The following is a 16,960-nucleotide window of genomic DNA, read 5'->3' as shown; positions in this document are numbered from 1 at the left end:
TGTGGGAGCTTTAAACCGTGCGCACATCTTCCTCACTATACTCCTTGATATCGGTGATGTAACCATTCAAAATCAGGAAGTCGAATAAAGGTTTAGCGTCTGGTGTTACCGGCATATTCGCTGAGGTAATTACCGTATTGGTTTTCTTGTCCAGGAAGGGGTAAGCAAAAAGCTTAACGTTCTTACTGAACATGTCGCTAACATAACTCAGTAACATACTGGTATAGTTTTCACCGAAATTACTGGAGTTGAATACAAATTTTAAGTTGTTAATGTTGGTTGAGATACCCACGCTCTTTGGCTTACAGCGGTCTAAATACTTCGCCAGTTTATTATGTCTTGCAAAGTTAGAAACGATAACCGTATTGCCTGTTTTACACATTTCTTCCGCCCTTACAGCGATAGCATGCAGATCAATTTCAGGACTTGCTGCTTCTGGAGTTAAAACGTTAGACAATAACACCTCGATCAAAACGCTTAGATTTTCTTCTTTCACGTTCTCGGTTCGTTTAAACTGGTCGACAGCTTTGTTGAGCATGCTAAAGTTGGGCAGTGATTTTTGCGCGTATTTAGTGCGCAGGATCATGATATCCTTCTTATATAGCAAGTCCTTTGGTAGCACTGGATTTCCCGAGGCATCGAAGATCGCAGCACTTGAAAAGTCTTTAACGATGAGGTAAAGGTTCAGCAGGATGTTATTGATTCCTTTAAATGCCGGTCCCTTCACGGAAATTAAGTCGATCTCCACAGAGCCTATGGTCAGGTTATCTGCCAAAGACTCGATCATCGTTTTGGGATCCTGATTATAGAAATAAGCGGCATAAACCAGATTTACGCCAATAATTCCAAGCACATTTTGTTGCAGTGCAGCGTCTGTATCGAGTAAACGAACATGGAAGAATATCTCATTGGGCTCGCCCCCGGGTTGTGATTGGAACTGAATGCCTACCCAGCCATGCGGGTCGTTAGACTTATTATAGTTCAGCGTGGTTACCGTATTCGCAAAAGCGAAGAAGGTTCTCGAATCGTACTTGGCACCAAGCAGCCGCTGCTGTAGCAAGCCGAACTCATATTTCAACATTTTTCTCAACCTGGACTGACTAACGTAGCGTCCGGTTTCCTCGGCGCCATAAATCGCGTCGCTGAAAGTCATGTCATAAGCCGACATGGTTTTTGCCACCGTACCGGAGGCAGCACCTGCAGTAAAAAAGTTTCTGGCAACTTCCTGCCCCGCTCCTATTTCCGCAAAGGTTCCATAAATATTAGGGTTTAAATTAATCTTTAAGGCTTTACGTTTAGTATCCAGAATCTCTCTCTCCATGCTGCAAAATTAACAGAAACTCACGAATTTGTAACCATTATATTTTCTATCTTGGGTTGCTGATGGTAAACGTAGAGAATTTGAACATACAGTTTCTGAATCAGGAAGATAAGTCCCTGATCAAAGCTGTTAAAAACGTCAACTTAAGAATCAACAAAGGAAAAGTGCTCGGGATCGTGGGCGAATCCGGCTCCGGAAAGTCAGTAACCTCCTTTTCCATCATGCGCCTGCTCGACGAATCTACAGCACAAATCAGTGGAAAAATCGAGTTTGACAACGTGAATTTGCTTGATCTCTCTACAGATCAAATGCGGGCTTATCGCGGCAACAAAATATCCATGATCTTCCAGGAACCGATGACCTCCCTTAATCCGGTATTTACTTGCGGGGAACAGGTGCAGGAGGCAATTCTGCTACACCAGCGCAGCACCAGGGAAGCGGCAAAAGCGCAAACACTGGACTTGTTCTCTGAAGTGCAGCTTCCAAGGCCGGAGGGGATTTACAACAGCTATCCGCACCAGCTGTCTGGCGGCCAGAAGCAGCGGGTGATGATCGCTATGGCATTAAGTTGCAATCCTGATCTTTTAATTGCCGATGAACCAACGACCGCACTGGATGTAACGGTACAGAAGATGATCCTTGAACTGCTACTACGCATTAAAGAGGAAAGGCACATGGCGATGATTTTCATTTCCCATGACCTGGCGGTAATTCGGGATATTGCAGATGATGTTGCAGTGATGTACAAAGGTGACATCGTAGAACAAGGTCCTGCAACAGCAATATTCTCTGCTCCCCAACATCCTTACACCCGTGGACTACTTGCCTGCAGACCAGATCCGGGCAGGCTCTTGAAAAAGCTTCCGATCGTAGCGGACTTCCTTCAACCTGATGCTGCCAGGCATAGTGTGCATTTAGAGCAATATTCCGCATTGGAAATAAAAGCACGAAGAACGCATCTATATAGTCAGCAACCAATTCTTAAGGTAAAGAACCTGAATACCTGGTTTCCAATTAAGCAGGGCATGTTCGGGAAAGCTAAGGACTATGTGAAAGCGGTAAACGACATCTCTCTGGAAGTTTATCCAGGTGAAACCCTCGGGCTTGTTGGTGAGTCCGGATGCGGTAAAACGACCCTTGGGAGAAGTATTCTACGCTTAATTGAGCCAACATCAGGGCAGCTGCTTTTCGAGCGGCGAGATCTGCGTGCCTTAAACAAGGCGGAGATGAGAAAAGCCAGGCGCGATATTCAGATTATCTTTCAAGATCCATATTCTGCTTTGAATCCCAAAGTAACGGTTGGCCAAGCTATTCTGGAGCCGCTTGAAGTACATCATCTACATAAAAGCTACGCTGCAAGAAAGAAAGTTGTACTTGAACTGTTGGAACGGGTAGATCTTAAGCCCGAGCACTTCAACCGCTTTCCGCATGAGTTTTCCGGCGGACAGCGCCAGCGTATCGTGATCGCACGCGCGCTAGCATTACAACCGAAGTTCATCATCTGTGATGAGTCCGTGTCTGCCTTGGATGTTTCCGTACAGGCGCAAGTATTGAACCTGCTAAAAGAGCTGCAATCAGACTTCGGCCTGAGTTATATATTTATCTCACACGATCTTGCCGTCGTTAAACACATTTCGGATAGAATGATTGTTATGAATAAAGGAAAGATTGAAGAGGCGGGCTTTCCTGAGGAAATATATAATAATCCCAAAGCGCTATACACCCGCAATCTGATTGCCGCAATACCCGGCTCTAAGTCAAAATTGTAGCGTTTGGGCATGTAAATCATAACAAAGTGTTACCTTCGGGTGATACACAAACGTACTATGGCAAAAAAGAAATCACATCAGTTAAAACAAGTTTTAACTCAACTGATTAGCGATGTTTTTACCAAAAACAAAAATGAAGCCCTAAACTACAAACAGGTTTCTGCTAAACTCAACTTAGTTGATATCGAATCAAAAGAAACAATCCTAGAAATATTAGAAGAACAAACGACGAAAGGTGTTTTTGAAGAGCCGCAACGTGGTAAGTTCCGACTTAAAGAACTGAAAACGTTCATTATCGGTAAAGTCGACATGACGGCGGACGGCGCTGCTTTCATCATTCCTGATGATGATCTGGAAAAGGATGTGTTTGTCTCTGCTAGGAAACTGCACACCGCATTACATGGAGACAAGGTTAAGGTCTACATCTATGCAAAAAAGAGCGGAAGGAAGAACGAAGGCGAGGTTGTAGAGATCATCGAAAGATACAAGACCGACTTCATCGGCGTAATTAAGATTTCCGAGCGCTTTGCATTTGTGATGGTAGATGACCGTAAGATGCTGCATGACATCTTTGTGCCGCTTACTGATCTGAATGAGGCGAAGAATGGACAGAAGGTTCAGGTCGCCATCACCGACTGGCCGGAAGGGGCCAAAAACCCAATTGGAAAGATCACGAATATTCTGGGCGAACAAGGTGAGAATGATACGGAGATGAACTCCATTTTAGCACAGTTTGGATTTCCCCTGAGCTTTCCTGAGGAGGTGGAAAAAGAAGCTAATGCTATTCCTGAAGAAATCACTGCTGAGGATCTTAAAGGACGTAAGGACTTCCGGGATACCATCACTTTCACCATTGATCCGGCAGACGCCAAAGACTTTGATGATGCTATTTCCTTTAAAAAGCTTGATAATGGAAACTATGAGATAGGTGTTCACATAGCCGACGTTTCGCACTATGTAACGCCCGGCTCTGCCTTGGATAAAGAAGCATACTCAAGGGCCACTTCTGTGTACTTGGTAGATCGTGTAATCCCTATGCTACCAGAGCGCCTGAGCAATGGCGTATGCTCGCTCCGCCCTAATGAAGACAAGCTTTGCTTTGCCGCAGTTTTCGAATTGGATAATGAAGCTAATGTAGTCAATGAGTGGTTTGGCAGAACGGTAATCCACTCCAACCGGCGGTTCAGTTATGAAGAGGCACAGGAGGTTATCGAAAATAAGGCTGGAGACTATGCAGAAGAACTGCTGAAACTTAATGAACTGGCATACGTGCTACGCGACAGAAAGTTCAAAAATGGCGCCATCAGCTTTGAAAGCACAGAAGTTAAATTCCAGCTGGATGAGAAAGGTAAACCTGTGGGCGTGTACGTAAAGGAACGTAAAGATGCCCATAAACTGATAGAAGACTTCATGTTGCTTGCCAACAGAAAAGTGGCGGAGTTTGCGGCTAAAAAAGGGAAAGGTAAACAAAAGTATACTTTCGTATACCGCTCTCACGACTCTCCAAACCTGGAGAATCTGGGCAACTTCGCTCTTTTTGCCGCCCGTTTCGGTTATAAAATCAACATGAAGTCTGATAAAGAGATTGCAAAATCGCTGAACTATCTCATGGAAGACGTGGAGGGTAAAAAGGAGCAGAACGTGCTTACACAACTTGCAATCCGATCGATGGCAAAGGCAATTTACACCACTAAAAAAACGAGCCATTATGGATTAGCTTTTGATCACTATACCCACTTTACCTCTCCCATCAGACGTTATCCGGATGTAATGGTGCACCGACTAATGGCTGCCTACTTAGGCAAACAGAAGTCAGCTAATGAGAATGAGTACGAAGAGGCTGCTTCTCACTCCTCAGCAATGGAAAAACGTGCTGCTGATGCAGAACGTGCCTCAATTAAATACAAGCAGGTAGAGTACCTGGAAGAGAATGTTGGTAAGTTGTTTATGGGCATCATCTCGGGCGTTACCGAATGGGGTATGTACGTTGAGCTGAACGAAAACAAATGTGAAGGTATGGTGCGTTTACGCGACATCGCTGATGACTTCTATGTACTGGACGAGAAGAACTACTGCATTATCGGACAGCGGAAGAAGAAAGTATATCAGCTCGGTGACGAAGTAAAAGTTAAAGTTAAAAAAGTAGATCTTTCAAAACGTCAGATCGACTTCGCACTGGTACAAGATTAATTTTAAGATGCTATCAAATACGAAAGAACAAATGCATACGGTCTATGAGCTGCAGCAGCTCATAGAAAAAGCAATCCCCAATATTAAATACCCGAGTCACCCGAAGAACCTCTATGAGCCGCTGACATACATCATGAACCTTGGAGGTAAAAGGTTGCGGCCTGCACTGGTTCTTATCGCTACGGATATGTTCAATGGAGATATTATGCAGGCTATGCCTGCAGCTTTGGCGATCGAGACCTTCCACAACTTTACCTTAATCCATGACGACATTATGGATAATGCTCCGCTACGAAGAGGCAAACTGACAGTTCATGAAAAATGGGGAACCAATAATGCCATTCTTAGTGGAGATGTCATGATGGTGGAAGCGAATAAGCAACTTGCCCAGGTAGACAGCAGCATTCTCAAGGATGTACTGAATACATTTAATGCAACTGCACAAGGAGTATGTGAAGGTCAGCAGCTGGACATGGAATTTGAAACACGTGACAACGTCAGTATACCGGAATACATTGACATGATCCGGCTCAAAACAGCTGTACTTGTAGGTGGAGCAATGAAGCTGGGTGCTATCATCGCAAGAGCAACCCCTGAACATGCGGAGCGCATCTATGATTTCGGGGAAAACCTTGGCATCGCTTTCCAGCTTCAGGACGATATTCTGGATGTATATGGAGACCCGGAGAAATTTGGCAAACAGGTTGGCGGTGATATCAAATCGAATAAGAAAACCTTCCTGCTCCTGTCCTTGCAGCAACGTCTTTCTAACCAGGATCAAGCAATTCTAGCAGATCAGTTTGCAAATGAGACAGATTCCAAAGTTCAGAATGTAACCAATCTATACAACCAGTATCAGATCAAAGAACTTGCAACTGCAGAGATGCAACGGTACCTGACGAAGGCCTTCGACGCCCTAGATCAGATCGATATACCTGAGTCGCAGAAGTCACAGCTTATCCAACTGGCAAATGAGCTTATGAACCGGGAACGTTAAAATCCCCGGGCATAAAAAAAGGTCATTGTAAATACAATGACCTTTTTTTTATGCTTGAATAATAATTATTCTGCGATCTCAGCTACTGGTGCAGCAACTTCGTTCTCAACCTCTAAAGGTAGGATAGAAACATAAGATTTGTTATCGCGTTTCTTTTTGAATACTACAGTACCATCTACTAAAGCGAATAAAGTATGGTCTTTGCCAATACCAACACCTTTATCTGGGTGGTGTTTTGTACCACGCTGACGTACTAAAACGTTTCCAGCGATAGCGACCTGTCCACCAAATACTTTAATACCAAGGCGCTTGCTATGCGATTCACGTCCGTTTCTGGAACTACCGGCTCCTTTTTTATGTGCCATTTTACTTATATTTTAAAGATTAGAAACCTAACCTTTTAATTAAACAAATATTAATTACAAACTGATATTTTCAATCTGGATCTTGGTGAAATACTGACGGTGTCCGTTTTTCTTTTTGTAACCTTTTCTACGTTTCTTCTTGAAAACGATAACCTTATCACCTTTTAAATGAGACACGATTTTAGCTGATACAGTTGCGCCACTAAGTGCAGGAGCTCCTACAGAAATGTTACCACCATCTTCAACCAACAATACATTGTCAAATTCAATACTAGCGCCTTCATCTCCCTGCAAACGGTGTACAAAAAGATGCTGGTCTTTTGCAACTTTAAATTGCTGCCCTGCTATATTTACTATTGCGTACATTGTTTAATAATTATTATTTTAAATTGTTTTATTTATTGAGGTGCAAATATAGAATTATTTTTGCTAAAATCATAAGAGATTAGTTTTTCTTTCCATATCGTTCATCCGCAGCAGCAATTGTTTGCTCTACAAGCGTTTTCATTTGTACAGCAAGATCACGCAGCTTCGGCGTTTCACTATAATCACTTAAGTATACCACCTTCTTAGACACGCGTTTATAATTAAACTCGAGCTCGTAGCGAAGTATCTTCGGACTAATCGTATCAGCTGCATTGTTCGCTATTAGATCTGGAAAATTCCAGAAGCCAATCTCCGTAGCTTTGTTATGCAGATAGATGATATCATCCTTACGAAGTTTTACGTTAGTCTTCACTAGGGAATCTTTCGCATTCAAGTACTGGTATTCGCCAGTTGCAGAATCATAGGAGTTGTCCAACGTTTCTCCTACTCCCCATTTGTATTTCAAGGACACGAATTCAGCGGATTTGAAAGGTGCATTTTTAAGTATAGGCGTGTAATAAACCACGCAATAAATTAGAAAAGGAATAATTACTGTTACGACAATAAAGATCTTCCTGGCTCTGTTACTCATAGAATTTTATAATTAGTTTAGTCATTAGCTTCCGTCAATTCACCCTCCCACTTACTCACCACAGCTGTTGCTAAACTGTTTCCGATAACGTTGGTAGCCGATCTACCCATATCTAGTAATGGATCTATACCGATTAATAACGCGATACCCGCTTCCGGAATGTTAAATGTTGCAATGGTACCAGCAATAACAACCAGGGATGCACGTGGGACACCAGCAATCCCCTTACTTGTAAGCATTAGAATCAGCAACATGGTAATTTGCTGTTCAAATGACAAATCGATTCCATACGACTGTGCAATAAACAACGAGGCGAAGGTCATATACAACATCGATCCATCAAGATTGAAAGAATAGCCCAATGGAAGTACAAAACTTACGATCTTATCTTTGCAACCAAATCGTTCAAGTTGGAGCATGGTTTTAGGGTATGCAGCTTCACTACTAGCGGTACTAAAAGCTAACAGAACCGGCTCCTTCATCCGACTCATCAAGTTGAATACCCGCTTCTTTAAGATCAGATATCCAATAAAAATGAGCAACACCCAAAGGAGCAACATACTCGAGTAGAACTCCCCGACAAAAACGGCATACGTCGATAGTACTCCAAGCCCCTGCTTCGCCACAATGGCCGCCATTGCACCAAATACTGCGAAAGGTGCAAAGTTCATTACATAACCGGTAATTTTAAGAATGACATGTGACACAGAATCAAAGAAACTGATTACAACATGCCCCTTCTCCCCAATCGCAGCAGTCGCCACACCGAAGAACAATGAAAAAACTACAATTTGAAGAATCTCGTTCGTCGCCATGGATTCCACAAAACTCTTCGGAACAATATGCGATATGAAATCTTTCATGGACACAGCAACGCCTTTAACACCGGTATCAATGTTACTTGGTGGCAGTGGCAAATTCATTGCCTCACCAGGCTTGAAGATGTTTACCATGATCATACCTAGCAGCAAGGATAAGAAGGAGGCACTAATAAACCACAGCATGGTTTTTCCTCCAATTCGCCCTACAGCGCTGATATCTCCTACCTTCGCTACGCCTACTACAAGGGTTGTGAACACTAAGGGACCAACAATCATTTTGATTAACCGAAGGAAAATATCGCTTAGTAAAGTAAGCGGCTCTAAAGCTTTATCCCGGGTTTTCTCCGTAGCCTGGCTGTTTGATATGGCTTGTTGCTTATCAAGCTGCAGATTCTTATATACCACTGAACTGCTATCGGTAACTTTAAGCAATTCACCATCAATTTCTTTAATCTTTAATTCGGCTGCATAAATCGTGTTATTGTAAGTATTGAAAGACTTAACATTGAGGTAGTAACCTAAAGCGACCCCGAGAACTAATGCTAAGAAAATGAAAAAAGTTAATCTGTTTTGTTTAGACATCCACTTTAAATTAAGCGTATAAAATTCCGTAAAACTACAATAATTATGTTACTCTTGAAATATAGTTTAGGCCCTTTAAAGTTCAATAAGGCTGTAACATTCCTGTACTAACAGTGTCTAAACACATATCAAATCAGCGTAAGTGGCACAAAAAGACCAGCTTTTCAAACAGATCTTCGATACCAATTCGAAAAAGATATTTCATCTTTGTTACGGTTATACCGGAGATGCTGACGCGGCTAATGATCTTTTGCAGGAAACATTCCTGAAAGTTTGGCAGAATCTGGATAAGTTTAAAAATAAATCCCTGATATCTACCTGGATTTATAGGATTGCTGTAAATACCTGCCTTACTTATCTCAGATCTGAAAAGCGTCAGGCCAAAGATGAGCTCACGGAAAACATCATCGAGTCAAGAGCCGAGGAGTACTCGGAGAAAAATGAGCAGATCGCACTGCTTTACAAGTCAATATCTAAATTGGAAGAAAACGACAGGCTAATCATCACCATGGTTCTGGATGAACTACCCTATGCTGAGATTGCTGAAATCTCCGGCATCTCCGAAGGTAATCTTAGAGTTAAAATTCATCGTATCAAACAACGTCTCACCGAAATATATAATCAGCATGCAAGAATTTGAGCATATACAATCACTCTGGGACACGCATAAGGTTGAAGTGAAAATTTCATCAGATGAAATGCTCAGACAGTCGAAAAAGGAGGTAAACAGCATCAGGCTAAAATCTCTTTTGAACCTGGCAGGAATGGTATTTTCATTTCTGGCCATCACCTCCATCTGGACTTTCTATGATGTACAATCCTGGGCCACACATGCCGGTCTCACCATCATCATAACCTCTATCGGCGTTTATACCTTCCTGATGTATCAGGGACATAAACTTATCGCCAATAACGATTTTACCATCCACCCGAAAGCCTTTCTGGAAAATCTTAAACTGTACCAGATCAACCGGTACAGCCTCTATAACAAACTTTACTGGATATATACGGTTGCACTAAGCATTGGATTGATCCTGTGCTTCTTCGAGATGCTTGCCCGTTTAGAGGTGTGGATTCAGTATGTGGTTGTTTTGTTCAGCTTTGCCTGGGTAATCTTCTGTTCGGCACTCGTGCGAAAGGTTGCCATGAAACGAGAAAAGGAGCGCATAGCACTCCTTATCGAAAAGTTTGAGCGTCTGAGCACCCAGTTTAAAGATTAGGGTTGAGCCGTTTCTTCAACTTCCGAAGTCGAAAACTGATTACCCCTTAAGCTATATCTTACAACTTTGATATTACCGGCCTTTTCTGTCGTATCCTGTGGATTGACGATGGGAAAGGACCGAAATAACTCCCCTTCTTTGATGAAATACTTGTCATTTCCATCATAAACCTCTTTCAACTTCGAAGGAAGTCCTGGAAAACTGATCTTCTGAAAATTACCCCTTGAATACTCAAAAACGTTTAAGTCGTGCTTGGTCTGCGCTGTTTTTAATTCCACGTAAATCTCAGGATTGCCGTCATTATCCAGATCCATATTCCAGGCATCTGTAATGATGCCCTCCCGTTCTACAGCAAAAGATTTGAAATTATTCTTAACTGAATCTGACATCAGAATCAGGTAGCCACCAAGACTATCTACGCCTTTTCCCCAGCTTACAACCTCAAAGCCGAAGCCCGGGGTAACGGCAAGCTCCTTATAGAATGGAAATGGATTAGGTGCGGATTTAGCGGCCTTGCTTTCACTTGCAGGTTGCTTAACTTCCGCCTGCTCATTGGTACAGGAAAATAATGAAAGTAGTCCGAGCAAAAATGCGGATTGAAGTAGAATTGATTTTGTATATTTCATTTACTTAGATTGCTTTTTACCGAAGCAATCTAAGCAAAAAATAAATATTTTAAACACTAACCTTTACTTCATCCTCTTTCGCAGCAAGATAGCGCTCAGCATCTAAAGCAGCCATACAGCCAGATCCCGCAGCGGTGATCGCCTGACGGTAGTAGTGGTCCTGCACATCACCACATGCAAAAACACCTTCCACATTGGTTTTTGTAGTTCCAGGAACAGTCTTCAAATAGCCGGTTTCATCCATTTCCAGCCAACCTTTAAATATATCCGTGTTTGGCTTATGCCCTATTGCTACAAAGAATCCCTCAACGGCAAGGTCAGATTCCTGACCAGTCTGATTATTTACTACGCGAAGTCCGGTAACGTTTTTACCATTCCCTAAAACTTCCTTAGCTTCTGTATTGTAAATGACCTCAATGTTTGGTGTGTTCAACACCCGGTGAACCATGGCTTTCGACGCGCGGAACTCATCCCGACGAACAAGCATGTATACCTTTTTACAAAGTTTTGCCAGGTAGGTCGCCTCTTCCGCAGCAGTATCCCCTGCTCCGACAATCGCAACATCCTGACCTCTGAAAAAGAAGCCATCACATACCGCACAAGCCGATACGCCGAATCCATTGTACTGCTGCTCGCTGGGCAGACCAAGCCATTTGGCAGTCGCACCGGTAGAAATAATCACGGTATCAGCAGTGATCGTCTTAACCTCATCTACAACAACCTTATGTGGCAATGAAGAGAAGTCTACCGAGCTTACGTATCCAAAACGGATATCAGTTCCAAAACGCTCTGCCTGCTTACGAAAATCTTCCATCATCTCCGGACCAGTGATTCCATTCGGATAACCAGGAAAATTATCTACTTCAGTAGTCTGTGTCAATTGTCCACCTGCTTCCATTCCAGTATACAACACTGGTTTTAGATCCGCACGGGCAGCGTAGATTGCTGCAGTATATCCTGCCGGACCGGATCCGATGATTAAACATTGAACGTGTTCTATTTCTTGAGACATAGTATTTGTTTTGAAATGCAAAATTACGTTTTCGCCGCAGCATGTACAAATATGCCGCATCCGGATGCCGTAATGTGATAAATTGATTATATTATTTCTTGGCTGCAGCAGCACGCTCCGCCTCTAGTTGCTTCTTGGATTTCTTTGTAGTAGATATAACCTTGTCGTTTTTGAATACATAAGTTACCCGGCCGCCTTTGGTAATCCAGGTACCTTCCTTTTTGTTATTAACGAAGTTGCCTAGCGTTTCCAGGTTTCCCTTATAATCGAAGTTCCTGTACTCACCATGCATCAGATTATGTTTATAATTTATTGCATCCTTAATGCTTCCACTTTGATAATAGGCAATCCAGCGACCTTCCCGTAACCCGTTCCTGAAAGTACCTCTCAGATTAATGAACCGCTCTTTTCCACCTGGCGGAACAACGTAGTTACCGAGCGGTGAGATTGCTTCGACCCAATCATAGTATACAAAATTACCGTGCGGAACTTTAAATTCATCGTCTTTGTAGGCGCCGGTCATCATCATATAACCATCTGCGTCAAATTTCTTCACCGTATACACGGTATCCCCGGTGACACGTCCAACCAACGCATAAGAAACTGCTTGCGTGGAATCTTTTACAATCTCATCTTCCTCGTTAAAATACACGGTTTTCACCTGCGCCATGCTTGCAGCAGCGCTCATCAGCAAAACCAAGAATACCAATATCTTTTTCATAATGATCTTAAATAAACGCCTAAGTTTGAATAACCCCTACGCTGAAGGACTTTTTAATTGGCGACTGATTTGCGGCTTCAATACCCATGGAGATGACCTTTCTAGTTTCAGCAGGAGCAATAATACCATCAACCCACAACCTGGATGCAGCATAATATGGCGTTGTCTGACTATTGTAACGGTCCGTTGTCTCTTTTAATAATTCCGCCTCTTTCTCCGGCGTAATGGTTTCTCCTTTTGCTTTTAAAGAAGCAACCTGAATTTGCAACAGCGTTTTCGCGGCCTGAGAACCGCCCATAACTGCAATCTTCGCCGTAGGCCAGGCAAAGATCAGCCTCGGATCATAGGCTTTTCCGCACATGGCATAGTTGCCAGCCCCATAAGAATTACCGATAATGATGGTGAACTTGGGAACCACGGAATTCGCGACAGCATTTACCATTTTTGCACCGTCTTTAATAATGCCTCCCTGCTCTGAACGGCTGCCGACCATAAAGCCAGTAACATCCTGTAAGAATACCAGCGGTATCTTTTTCTGATTACAGTTCATGATAAACCTTGCTGCTTTATCTGCGCTGTCCGAATAAATCACCCCCCCAAACTGCATCTCTCCTTTTTTTGACTTCACAACTTTGCGTTGATTTGCGACAATACCTACAGCCCAGCCATCAATACGTCCCAGTCCACATACAATGCTTTGTCCATATAGCTGCTTATACTCCTCAAATTCGGAGCCATCAACCAACCGATGGATAACATCCAGTATCTCATAAGGTTTTTCGCGATTGTCAGGTAGAATACCATAAAGCTCCTCCGGATCCAGCTTAGGCAATACAGGGCTGATGCGGTCAAAACCGGCTTGTTCAGGAGCACCTAACATGCTCATGATCTTTTTGATACTATCCAGGCAGGCCTCATCATTTGGATGTTTATAGTCCGTCACACCCGAAATTTCACAATGGGTTGTTGCTCCCCCTAAGGTTTCATTGTCTATATCCTCGCCTATGGCAGATTTTACCAGATAGGACCCCGCCAGGAAGACCGAGCCTGTGCCTTCCACGATCATCGCTTCATCGCTCATGATCGGCAGGTAAGCACCTCCGGCAACACAGGAGCCCATAATTGCGGAAATCTGTACTATGCCTTCGGCAGACATCATCGCATTATTTCTGAACATACGACCAAAGTGTTCCTTATCGGGAAATATCTCGTCCTGCATGGGCAGGTAAACACCCGCGCTATCCACCAGGTAGATCACGGGCAACCGGTTCTCCATCGCAATTTCCTGCGCCCGCAAATTCTTTTTCGCAGTCATTGGAAACCAGGCGCCTGCTTTCACCGTCGCATCATTGGCAACGATCATACATTGGCGCCCCGAAACATACCCGATTCCACAAACGACACCGGCTGATGGGCAGCCACCCTGTTCTTCATACATACCTTCGGCAGCGAAAGCACCGATCTCCAAAAAGTCGCTGCCTTCGTCAATCAGGTAGTTTATACGCTCCCGGGCAAGCAGCTTACCTTTTTCCTTCTGTTTGGCTGCACTCTTTTCCCCACCACCTTTGTATATTTTTTGCAGCCTGTTCTTCACCTGAAAAACAAGCTGCTTATTAATATCTTCGTTCTTATTAAATTCTATGTTCATTCGGGCAAGATATGTCTTAAATCAATCAAACTATAGTCTGATCCGGGCTTCGGTATAGGGGAATCATTATTGCTAATCCTAAATTGCAGATTTTAGAATCCTTTGAATCCGGGCAAGTTCCTCACCCCTAAAGTCGAGCCTATCCATACACTTCAGTGAATCTGCAAGTTGTGCAGGTTTACTTGCGCCAACTAACACCGATGTGACCCGCGGATCTTTCAACAACCATGATAAGGCCATTTGTGCAAGCGATTGACCCCTGGAAGCTGCGATTTCGTTTAATGCCCTTAACTGCTGAACCTTCGCTGCCGTAATTTCCGTGGTTTGCAAATGTCCGGTAGACTTTGCCGCCCGCGAATCTTCAGGAATATCATTTAAGTACTTGTTTGTTAGCAAGCCTTGCGCCAGTGGTGAAAATGGGATGCAACCCACGCCACGTTCTTCCAGTAAATCCAGAAGCCCGTCTTCCACCCAGCGATCTAACATGGAGTATTTCGGCTGGTGGATTAAACATGGTGTACCAAGGTCTTTCAAAATATCAAAGGCCTTGGCAGCGAGATCAGCAGGATAGTTCGAAATCCCTGCGTATAGCGCCTTCCCTTGCCGCACGATAAGGTCTAACGCAGCCATTGTTTCCTCCAGCGGCGTTTCCGGGTCTGGACGGTGATGATAAAAGATATCGACGTACTCCAAGCCCATTCGTTTTAAACTCTGATCCAGGCTGGCAGTCAGGTATTTTTTTGAACCGAAGTTCCCATAAGGGCCCGGCCACATGTCGTAGCCGGCCTTTGTGGAAATGATAAGCTCATCCCTGTAGGGCAGAAAATCCTGTTTAAGTATCTTCCCGAAATTGCTTTCGGCCGATCCATAAGGTGGACCATAGTTATTTGCAAGATCAAAATGCGTAATTCCGCTGTCAAAAGCCAGATGAAGAATTTTTCTGAAGTTCTCAGGTACATCAACGTCTCCGAAGTTGTGCCACAGGCCTAATGATATCAATGGTAACTTAATGCCACTTCTCCCGCATCTGCGGTATTCCATCCGATCGTATCGTTCAGGTGATGCTGTATAAATCATATTAGTTTGTAGTCTTTGCTGCCTCCGCCTCAGTATTCCAGTCTGCTTTACTGTAATTTATATTCCACAGGTCAAAGCGCTTAAGCTGCGTTTTTAACCTTGGTTGAAAATCCTCCCAGTTCTTATCTTCTTTCCTACTCCAAAGCACTTCACTTAATGCCGTCATTCTTGGGAAAACCATATACTCTACTTTCCGGCCATTCTTAACGTACTCGGTCCATAAGTTCGCCTGTGCACCTAAAACATATTTGTGCTCATCGGCATTTAATTCCGCTGGAATAGGCTCGTAGTCATACACCTTCCGCAATGGAATAAATCCACCGATCGTTACGGAGTCTTCTTTTTTAGTTTGTGCATAATCAAAGTAGACATAAGTTGTTGGGGTCATGATAACATTATGCTTTTGCTTTGCCGCTTCAATGCCACCCTTCTCTCCCCTCCAGCTCATTACTGTCGCATTTGGTGCTAAGCCACCTTCCAGAATTTCATCCCAGCCGATGATCTTTTTCCCTTTAGAGTTAATGTATTTTTCCATGCGCTGAATGAAATAGCTCTGTAACTCATGCTCATCTTTAAGCCCTTTCTCTTTAATCAGCTGCTGACAAAATTCTGAACGCTTCCAATTGTCTTTAGGACTTTCATCACCTCCAATATGGATGTACGGTGCAGGGAACAGGGCTACCACCTCATCAATAACATCTTCAAGAAACTTGAAAGTTTTTTCTGACGGGCTAAAAACATCTGTAAATACACCCCAGGTCTGTTGAACCTGCTTACCTGTGGTTGGACCTGCCCAAACAGTTTTCGGTGGGAAGGTTGTTGACTCTTCCGGAAATGTACTCAGTTCAGGATAGGCGGCAATTGCTGCAGAAGCATGTCCCGGCATCTCGATCTCAGGAATAATGGTCACATATCTTGTAGCAGCGTAACGTACAACTTCTTTAATTTCTTCCTGCGTGTAAAATCCGCCATATTTCTGGTTATCATTGCCAGTGCCAGGGAAACGTCCAATGATGGTTCCATTCCTGTAAGCACCAACACTGGTCAGTTTTGGATATTTCTTAATTTCAATCCTCCAGCCCTGATCCTCAGTCAAATGCCAGTGGAAGTAATTCATTTTATGTAGCGCGATGTAATCGATGTATTTTTTGATGTACGAAACCGGGAAGAAATGTCTTCCTACATCCAGGTGCATACCGCGGTATCCAAATCTCGGTTCATCTTTAACTTGCACCAAAGGAATGGAGAGGGACGCAGCTTTTTCCGTTGGCAGAAGTTGGATCAATGTCTGAACGCCATAAAAGACACCTTCGGGATTTGCTCCATTAATCTTTACGCCATTTTTGGTCGATTGAAACTGATAGGCTCCGGCGGTCGAACTGCTATTACCGCCAACACTAAGGTCAATGGCATTTGGACTTGCTACCTTACTGATCGCAAGTTTGAATCCGTAGATATCCTGTAGAAATTCATTAAGAAAATTCGCTGAATGTTGAACCGCAGCATCTTTGGCAACTATTTTCGTTTTGGCATTAATTAAAAATGTTCCTTGCTGAGTGGTAAGTTCTGCAGGTTTAGGAATAATGTTCACCTGGGCCTTCCCCACGATGAAGCATCCTGCTAAAAGGAGAACACTGATTGCTTTTTTCATTT

Annotated in this window: 16 protein-coding genes; 5 read left to right on the top strand and 11 right to left on the bottom strand. The window is 43.4% G+C overall.

The genetic code is table 11. The features are described 5' to 3' along the window. Window positions 1-10 precede the first annotated feature (10 nt). Window positions 11-1,321, bottom strand: coding sequence for a nicotinamide mononucleotide adenylyltransferase (locus ACTHQF_RS12385; protein ID WP_440430531.1), 1,311 nt, complete (start codon window positions 1,319-1,321; stop codon window positions 11-13). Window positions 1,322-1,401: 80 nt separating this feature from the next. Between ACTHQF_RS12385 and ACTHQF_RS12380 the strand changes: the two genes are divergently transcribed. From ACTHQF_RS12380 to ACTHQF_RS12370, 3 genes are read left to right on the top strand one after another with little or no spacing between them, the layout of a single operon-like run. Then, window positions 1,402-3,090 carry an ABC transporter ATP-binding protein gene (locus ACTHQF_RS12380; RefSeq protein WP_440430530.1) on the top strand — a complete coding sequence of 563 codons (1,689 nt, stop codon included), beginning with the start codon at window positions 1,402-1,404 and terminating at the stop codon, window positions 3,088-3,090. Window positions 3,091-3,147: 57 nt separating this feature from the next. Continuing rightward, the gene (rnr, locus tag ACTHQF_RS12375; RefSeq protein ID WP_440430529.1) at window positions 3,148-5,280 is read left to right on the top strand and encodes a ribonuclease R; all 2,133 of its coding nucleotides are present in this window, start codon (window positions 3,148-3,150) and stop codon (window positions 5,278-5,280) included. A 31-nt stretch (window positions 5,281-5,311) separates the two neighbouring features. Continuing rightward, window positions 5,312-6,277: a polyprenyl synthetase family protein gene (locus tag ACTHQF_RS12370; protein ID WP_440430599.1), complete on the top strand. Its 966-nt coding sequence runs from the start codon at window positions 5,312-5,314 to the stop codon at window positions 6,275-6,277. Window positions 6,278-6,342: 65 nt separating this feature from the next. Here the strand turns inward: ACTHQF_RS12370 and rpmA are convergent, their stop codons facing one another. The 4 genes from rpmA to ACTHQF_RS12350 all read right to left on the bottom strand — a co-directional run bounded on the left by rpmA (window position 6,343) and on the right by ACTHQF_RS12350 (window position 9,003). Continuing rightward, window positions 6,343-6,642 carry a 50S ribosomal protein L27 gene (gene rpmA / locus ACTHQF_RS12365; RefSeq protein WP_440430528.1) on the bottom strand — a complete coding sequence of 100 codons (300 nt, stop codon included), beginning with the start codon at window positions 6,640-6,642 and terminating at the stop codon, window positions 6,343-6,345. A gap of 54 nt (window positions 6,643-6,696) precedes the next feature. Further along, window positions 6,697-7,008 carry a 50S ribosomal protein L21 gene (gene rplU, locus ACTHQF_RS12360; protein WP_440430527.1) on the bottom strand — a complete coding sequence of 104 codons (312 nt, stop codon included), beginning with the start codon at window positions 7,006-7,008 and terminating at the stop codon, window positions 6,697-6,699. A 79-nt stretch (window positions 7,009-7,087) separates the two neighbouring features. Further along, a complete protein-coding gene (locus ACTHQF_RS12355) occupies window positions 7,088-7,600 on the bottom strand; it encodes a hypothetical protein (protein ID WP_440430526.1) in 513 nt (170 codons plus the stop codon). Window positions 7,601-7,617: 17 nt separating this feature from the next. Further along, on the bottom strand, window positions 7,618-9,003 hold the full coding sequence (locus tag ACTHQF_RS12350) for a dicarboxylate/amino acid:cation symporter (RefSeq protein WP_440430525.1): 1,386 nt from the start codon (window positions 9,001-9,003) through the stop codon (window positions 7,618-7,620). A gap of 142 nt (window positions 9,004-9,145) precedes the next feature. On the opposite strand from ACTHQF_RS12350, the gene ACTHQF_RS12345 reads away from it, so the two are divergent. Then, window positions 9,146-9,643 carry an RNA polymerase sigma factor gene (locus tag ACTHQF_RS12345; protein ID WP_440430524.1) on the top strand — a complete coding sequence of 166 codons (498 nt, stop codon included), beginning with the start codon at window positions 9,146-9,148 and terminating at the stop codon, window positions 9,641-9,643. Beyond that, window positions 9,630-10,223 (top strand): hypothetical protein, encoded by a 594-nt coding sequence (locus tag ACTHQF_RS12340; RefSeq protein WP_440430523.1) that lies wholly within the window; start codon window positions 9,630-9,632, stop codon window positions 10,221-10,223. Before ACTHQF_RS12345 ends, ACTHQF_RS12340 begins: the two co-directional genes overlap by 14 nt. Here the strand turns inward: ACTHQF_RS12340 and ACTHQF_RS12335 are convergent. The 6 genes from ACTHQF_RS12335 to ACTHQF_RS12310 all read right to left on the bottom strand — a co-directional run bounded on the left by ACTHQF_RS12335 (window position 10,220) and on the right by ACTHQF_RS12310 (window position 16,958). Next, entirely contained in the window at window positions 10,220-10,849 is a 630-nt protein-coding gene (locus ACTHQF_RS12335; RefSeq protein ID WP_440430522.1) for a hypothetical protein, read from the bottom strand. The two genes, ACTHQF_RS12340 and ACTHQF_RS12335, sit on opposite strands and share 4 nt — an antisense overlap. A 49-nt stretch (window positions 10,850-10,898) precedes the next feature. After that, on the bottom strand, window positions 10,899-11,861 hold the full coding sequence (trxB, locus tag ACTHQF_RS12330) for a thioredoxin-disulfide reductase (protein ID WP_440430521.1): 963 nt from the start codon (window positions 11,859-11,861) through the stop codon (window positions 10,899-10,901). Between the two features lie 91 nt (window positions 11,862-11,952). Beyond that, on the bottom strand, window positions 11,953-12,582 hold the full coding sequence (locus tag ACTHQF_RS12325; protein WP_440430520.1) for a toxin-antitoxin system YwqK family antitoxin: 630 nt from the start codon (window positions 12,580-12,582) through the stop codon (window positions 11,953-11,955). Window positions 12,583-12,601: 19 nt separating this feature from the next. After that, the gene (locus tag ACTHQF_RS12320) at window positions 12,602-14,230 is read right to left on the bottom strand and encodes an acyl-CoA carboxylase subunit beta (RefSeq protein WP_440430519.1); all 1,629 of its coding nucleotides are present in this window, start codon (window positions 14,228-14,230) and stop codon (window positions 12,602-12,604) included. A 78-nt stretch (window positions 14,231-14,308) separates the two neighbouring features. Continuing rightward, on the bottom strand, window positions 14,309-15,307 hold the full coding sequence (gene mgrA, locus ACTHQF_RS12315) for an L-glyceraldehyde 3-phosphate reductase (RefSeq protein ID WP_440430518.1): 999 nt from the start codon (window positions 15,305-15,307) through the stop codon (window positions 14,309-14,311). A gap of 1 nt (window position 15,308) precedes the next feature. Then, window positions 15,309-16,958 carry a beta-N-acetylhexosaminidase gene (locus ACTHQF_RS12310; RefSeq protein ID WP_440430517.1) on the bottom strand — a complete coding sequence of 550 codons (1,650 nt, stop codon included), beginning with the start codon at window positions 16,956-16,958 and terminating at the stop codon, window positions 15,309-15,311. Between the last annotated feature and the right edge of the window lie 2 nt (window positions 16,959-16,960).

Source organism: Pedobacter sp. SAFR-022, assembly GCF_051965375.1.
Lineage (GTDB): Bacteria > Bacteroidota > Bacteroidia > Sphingobacteriales > Sphingobacteriaceae > Pedobacter.
This window is presented reverse-complemented; position numbering and strand designations above follow the sequence as displayed.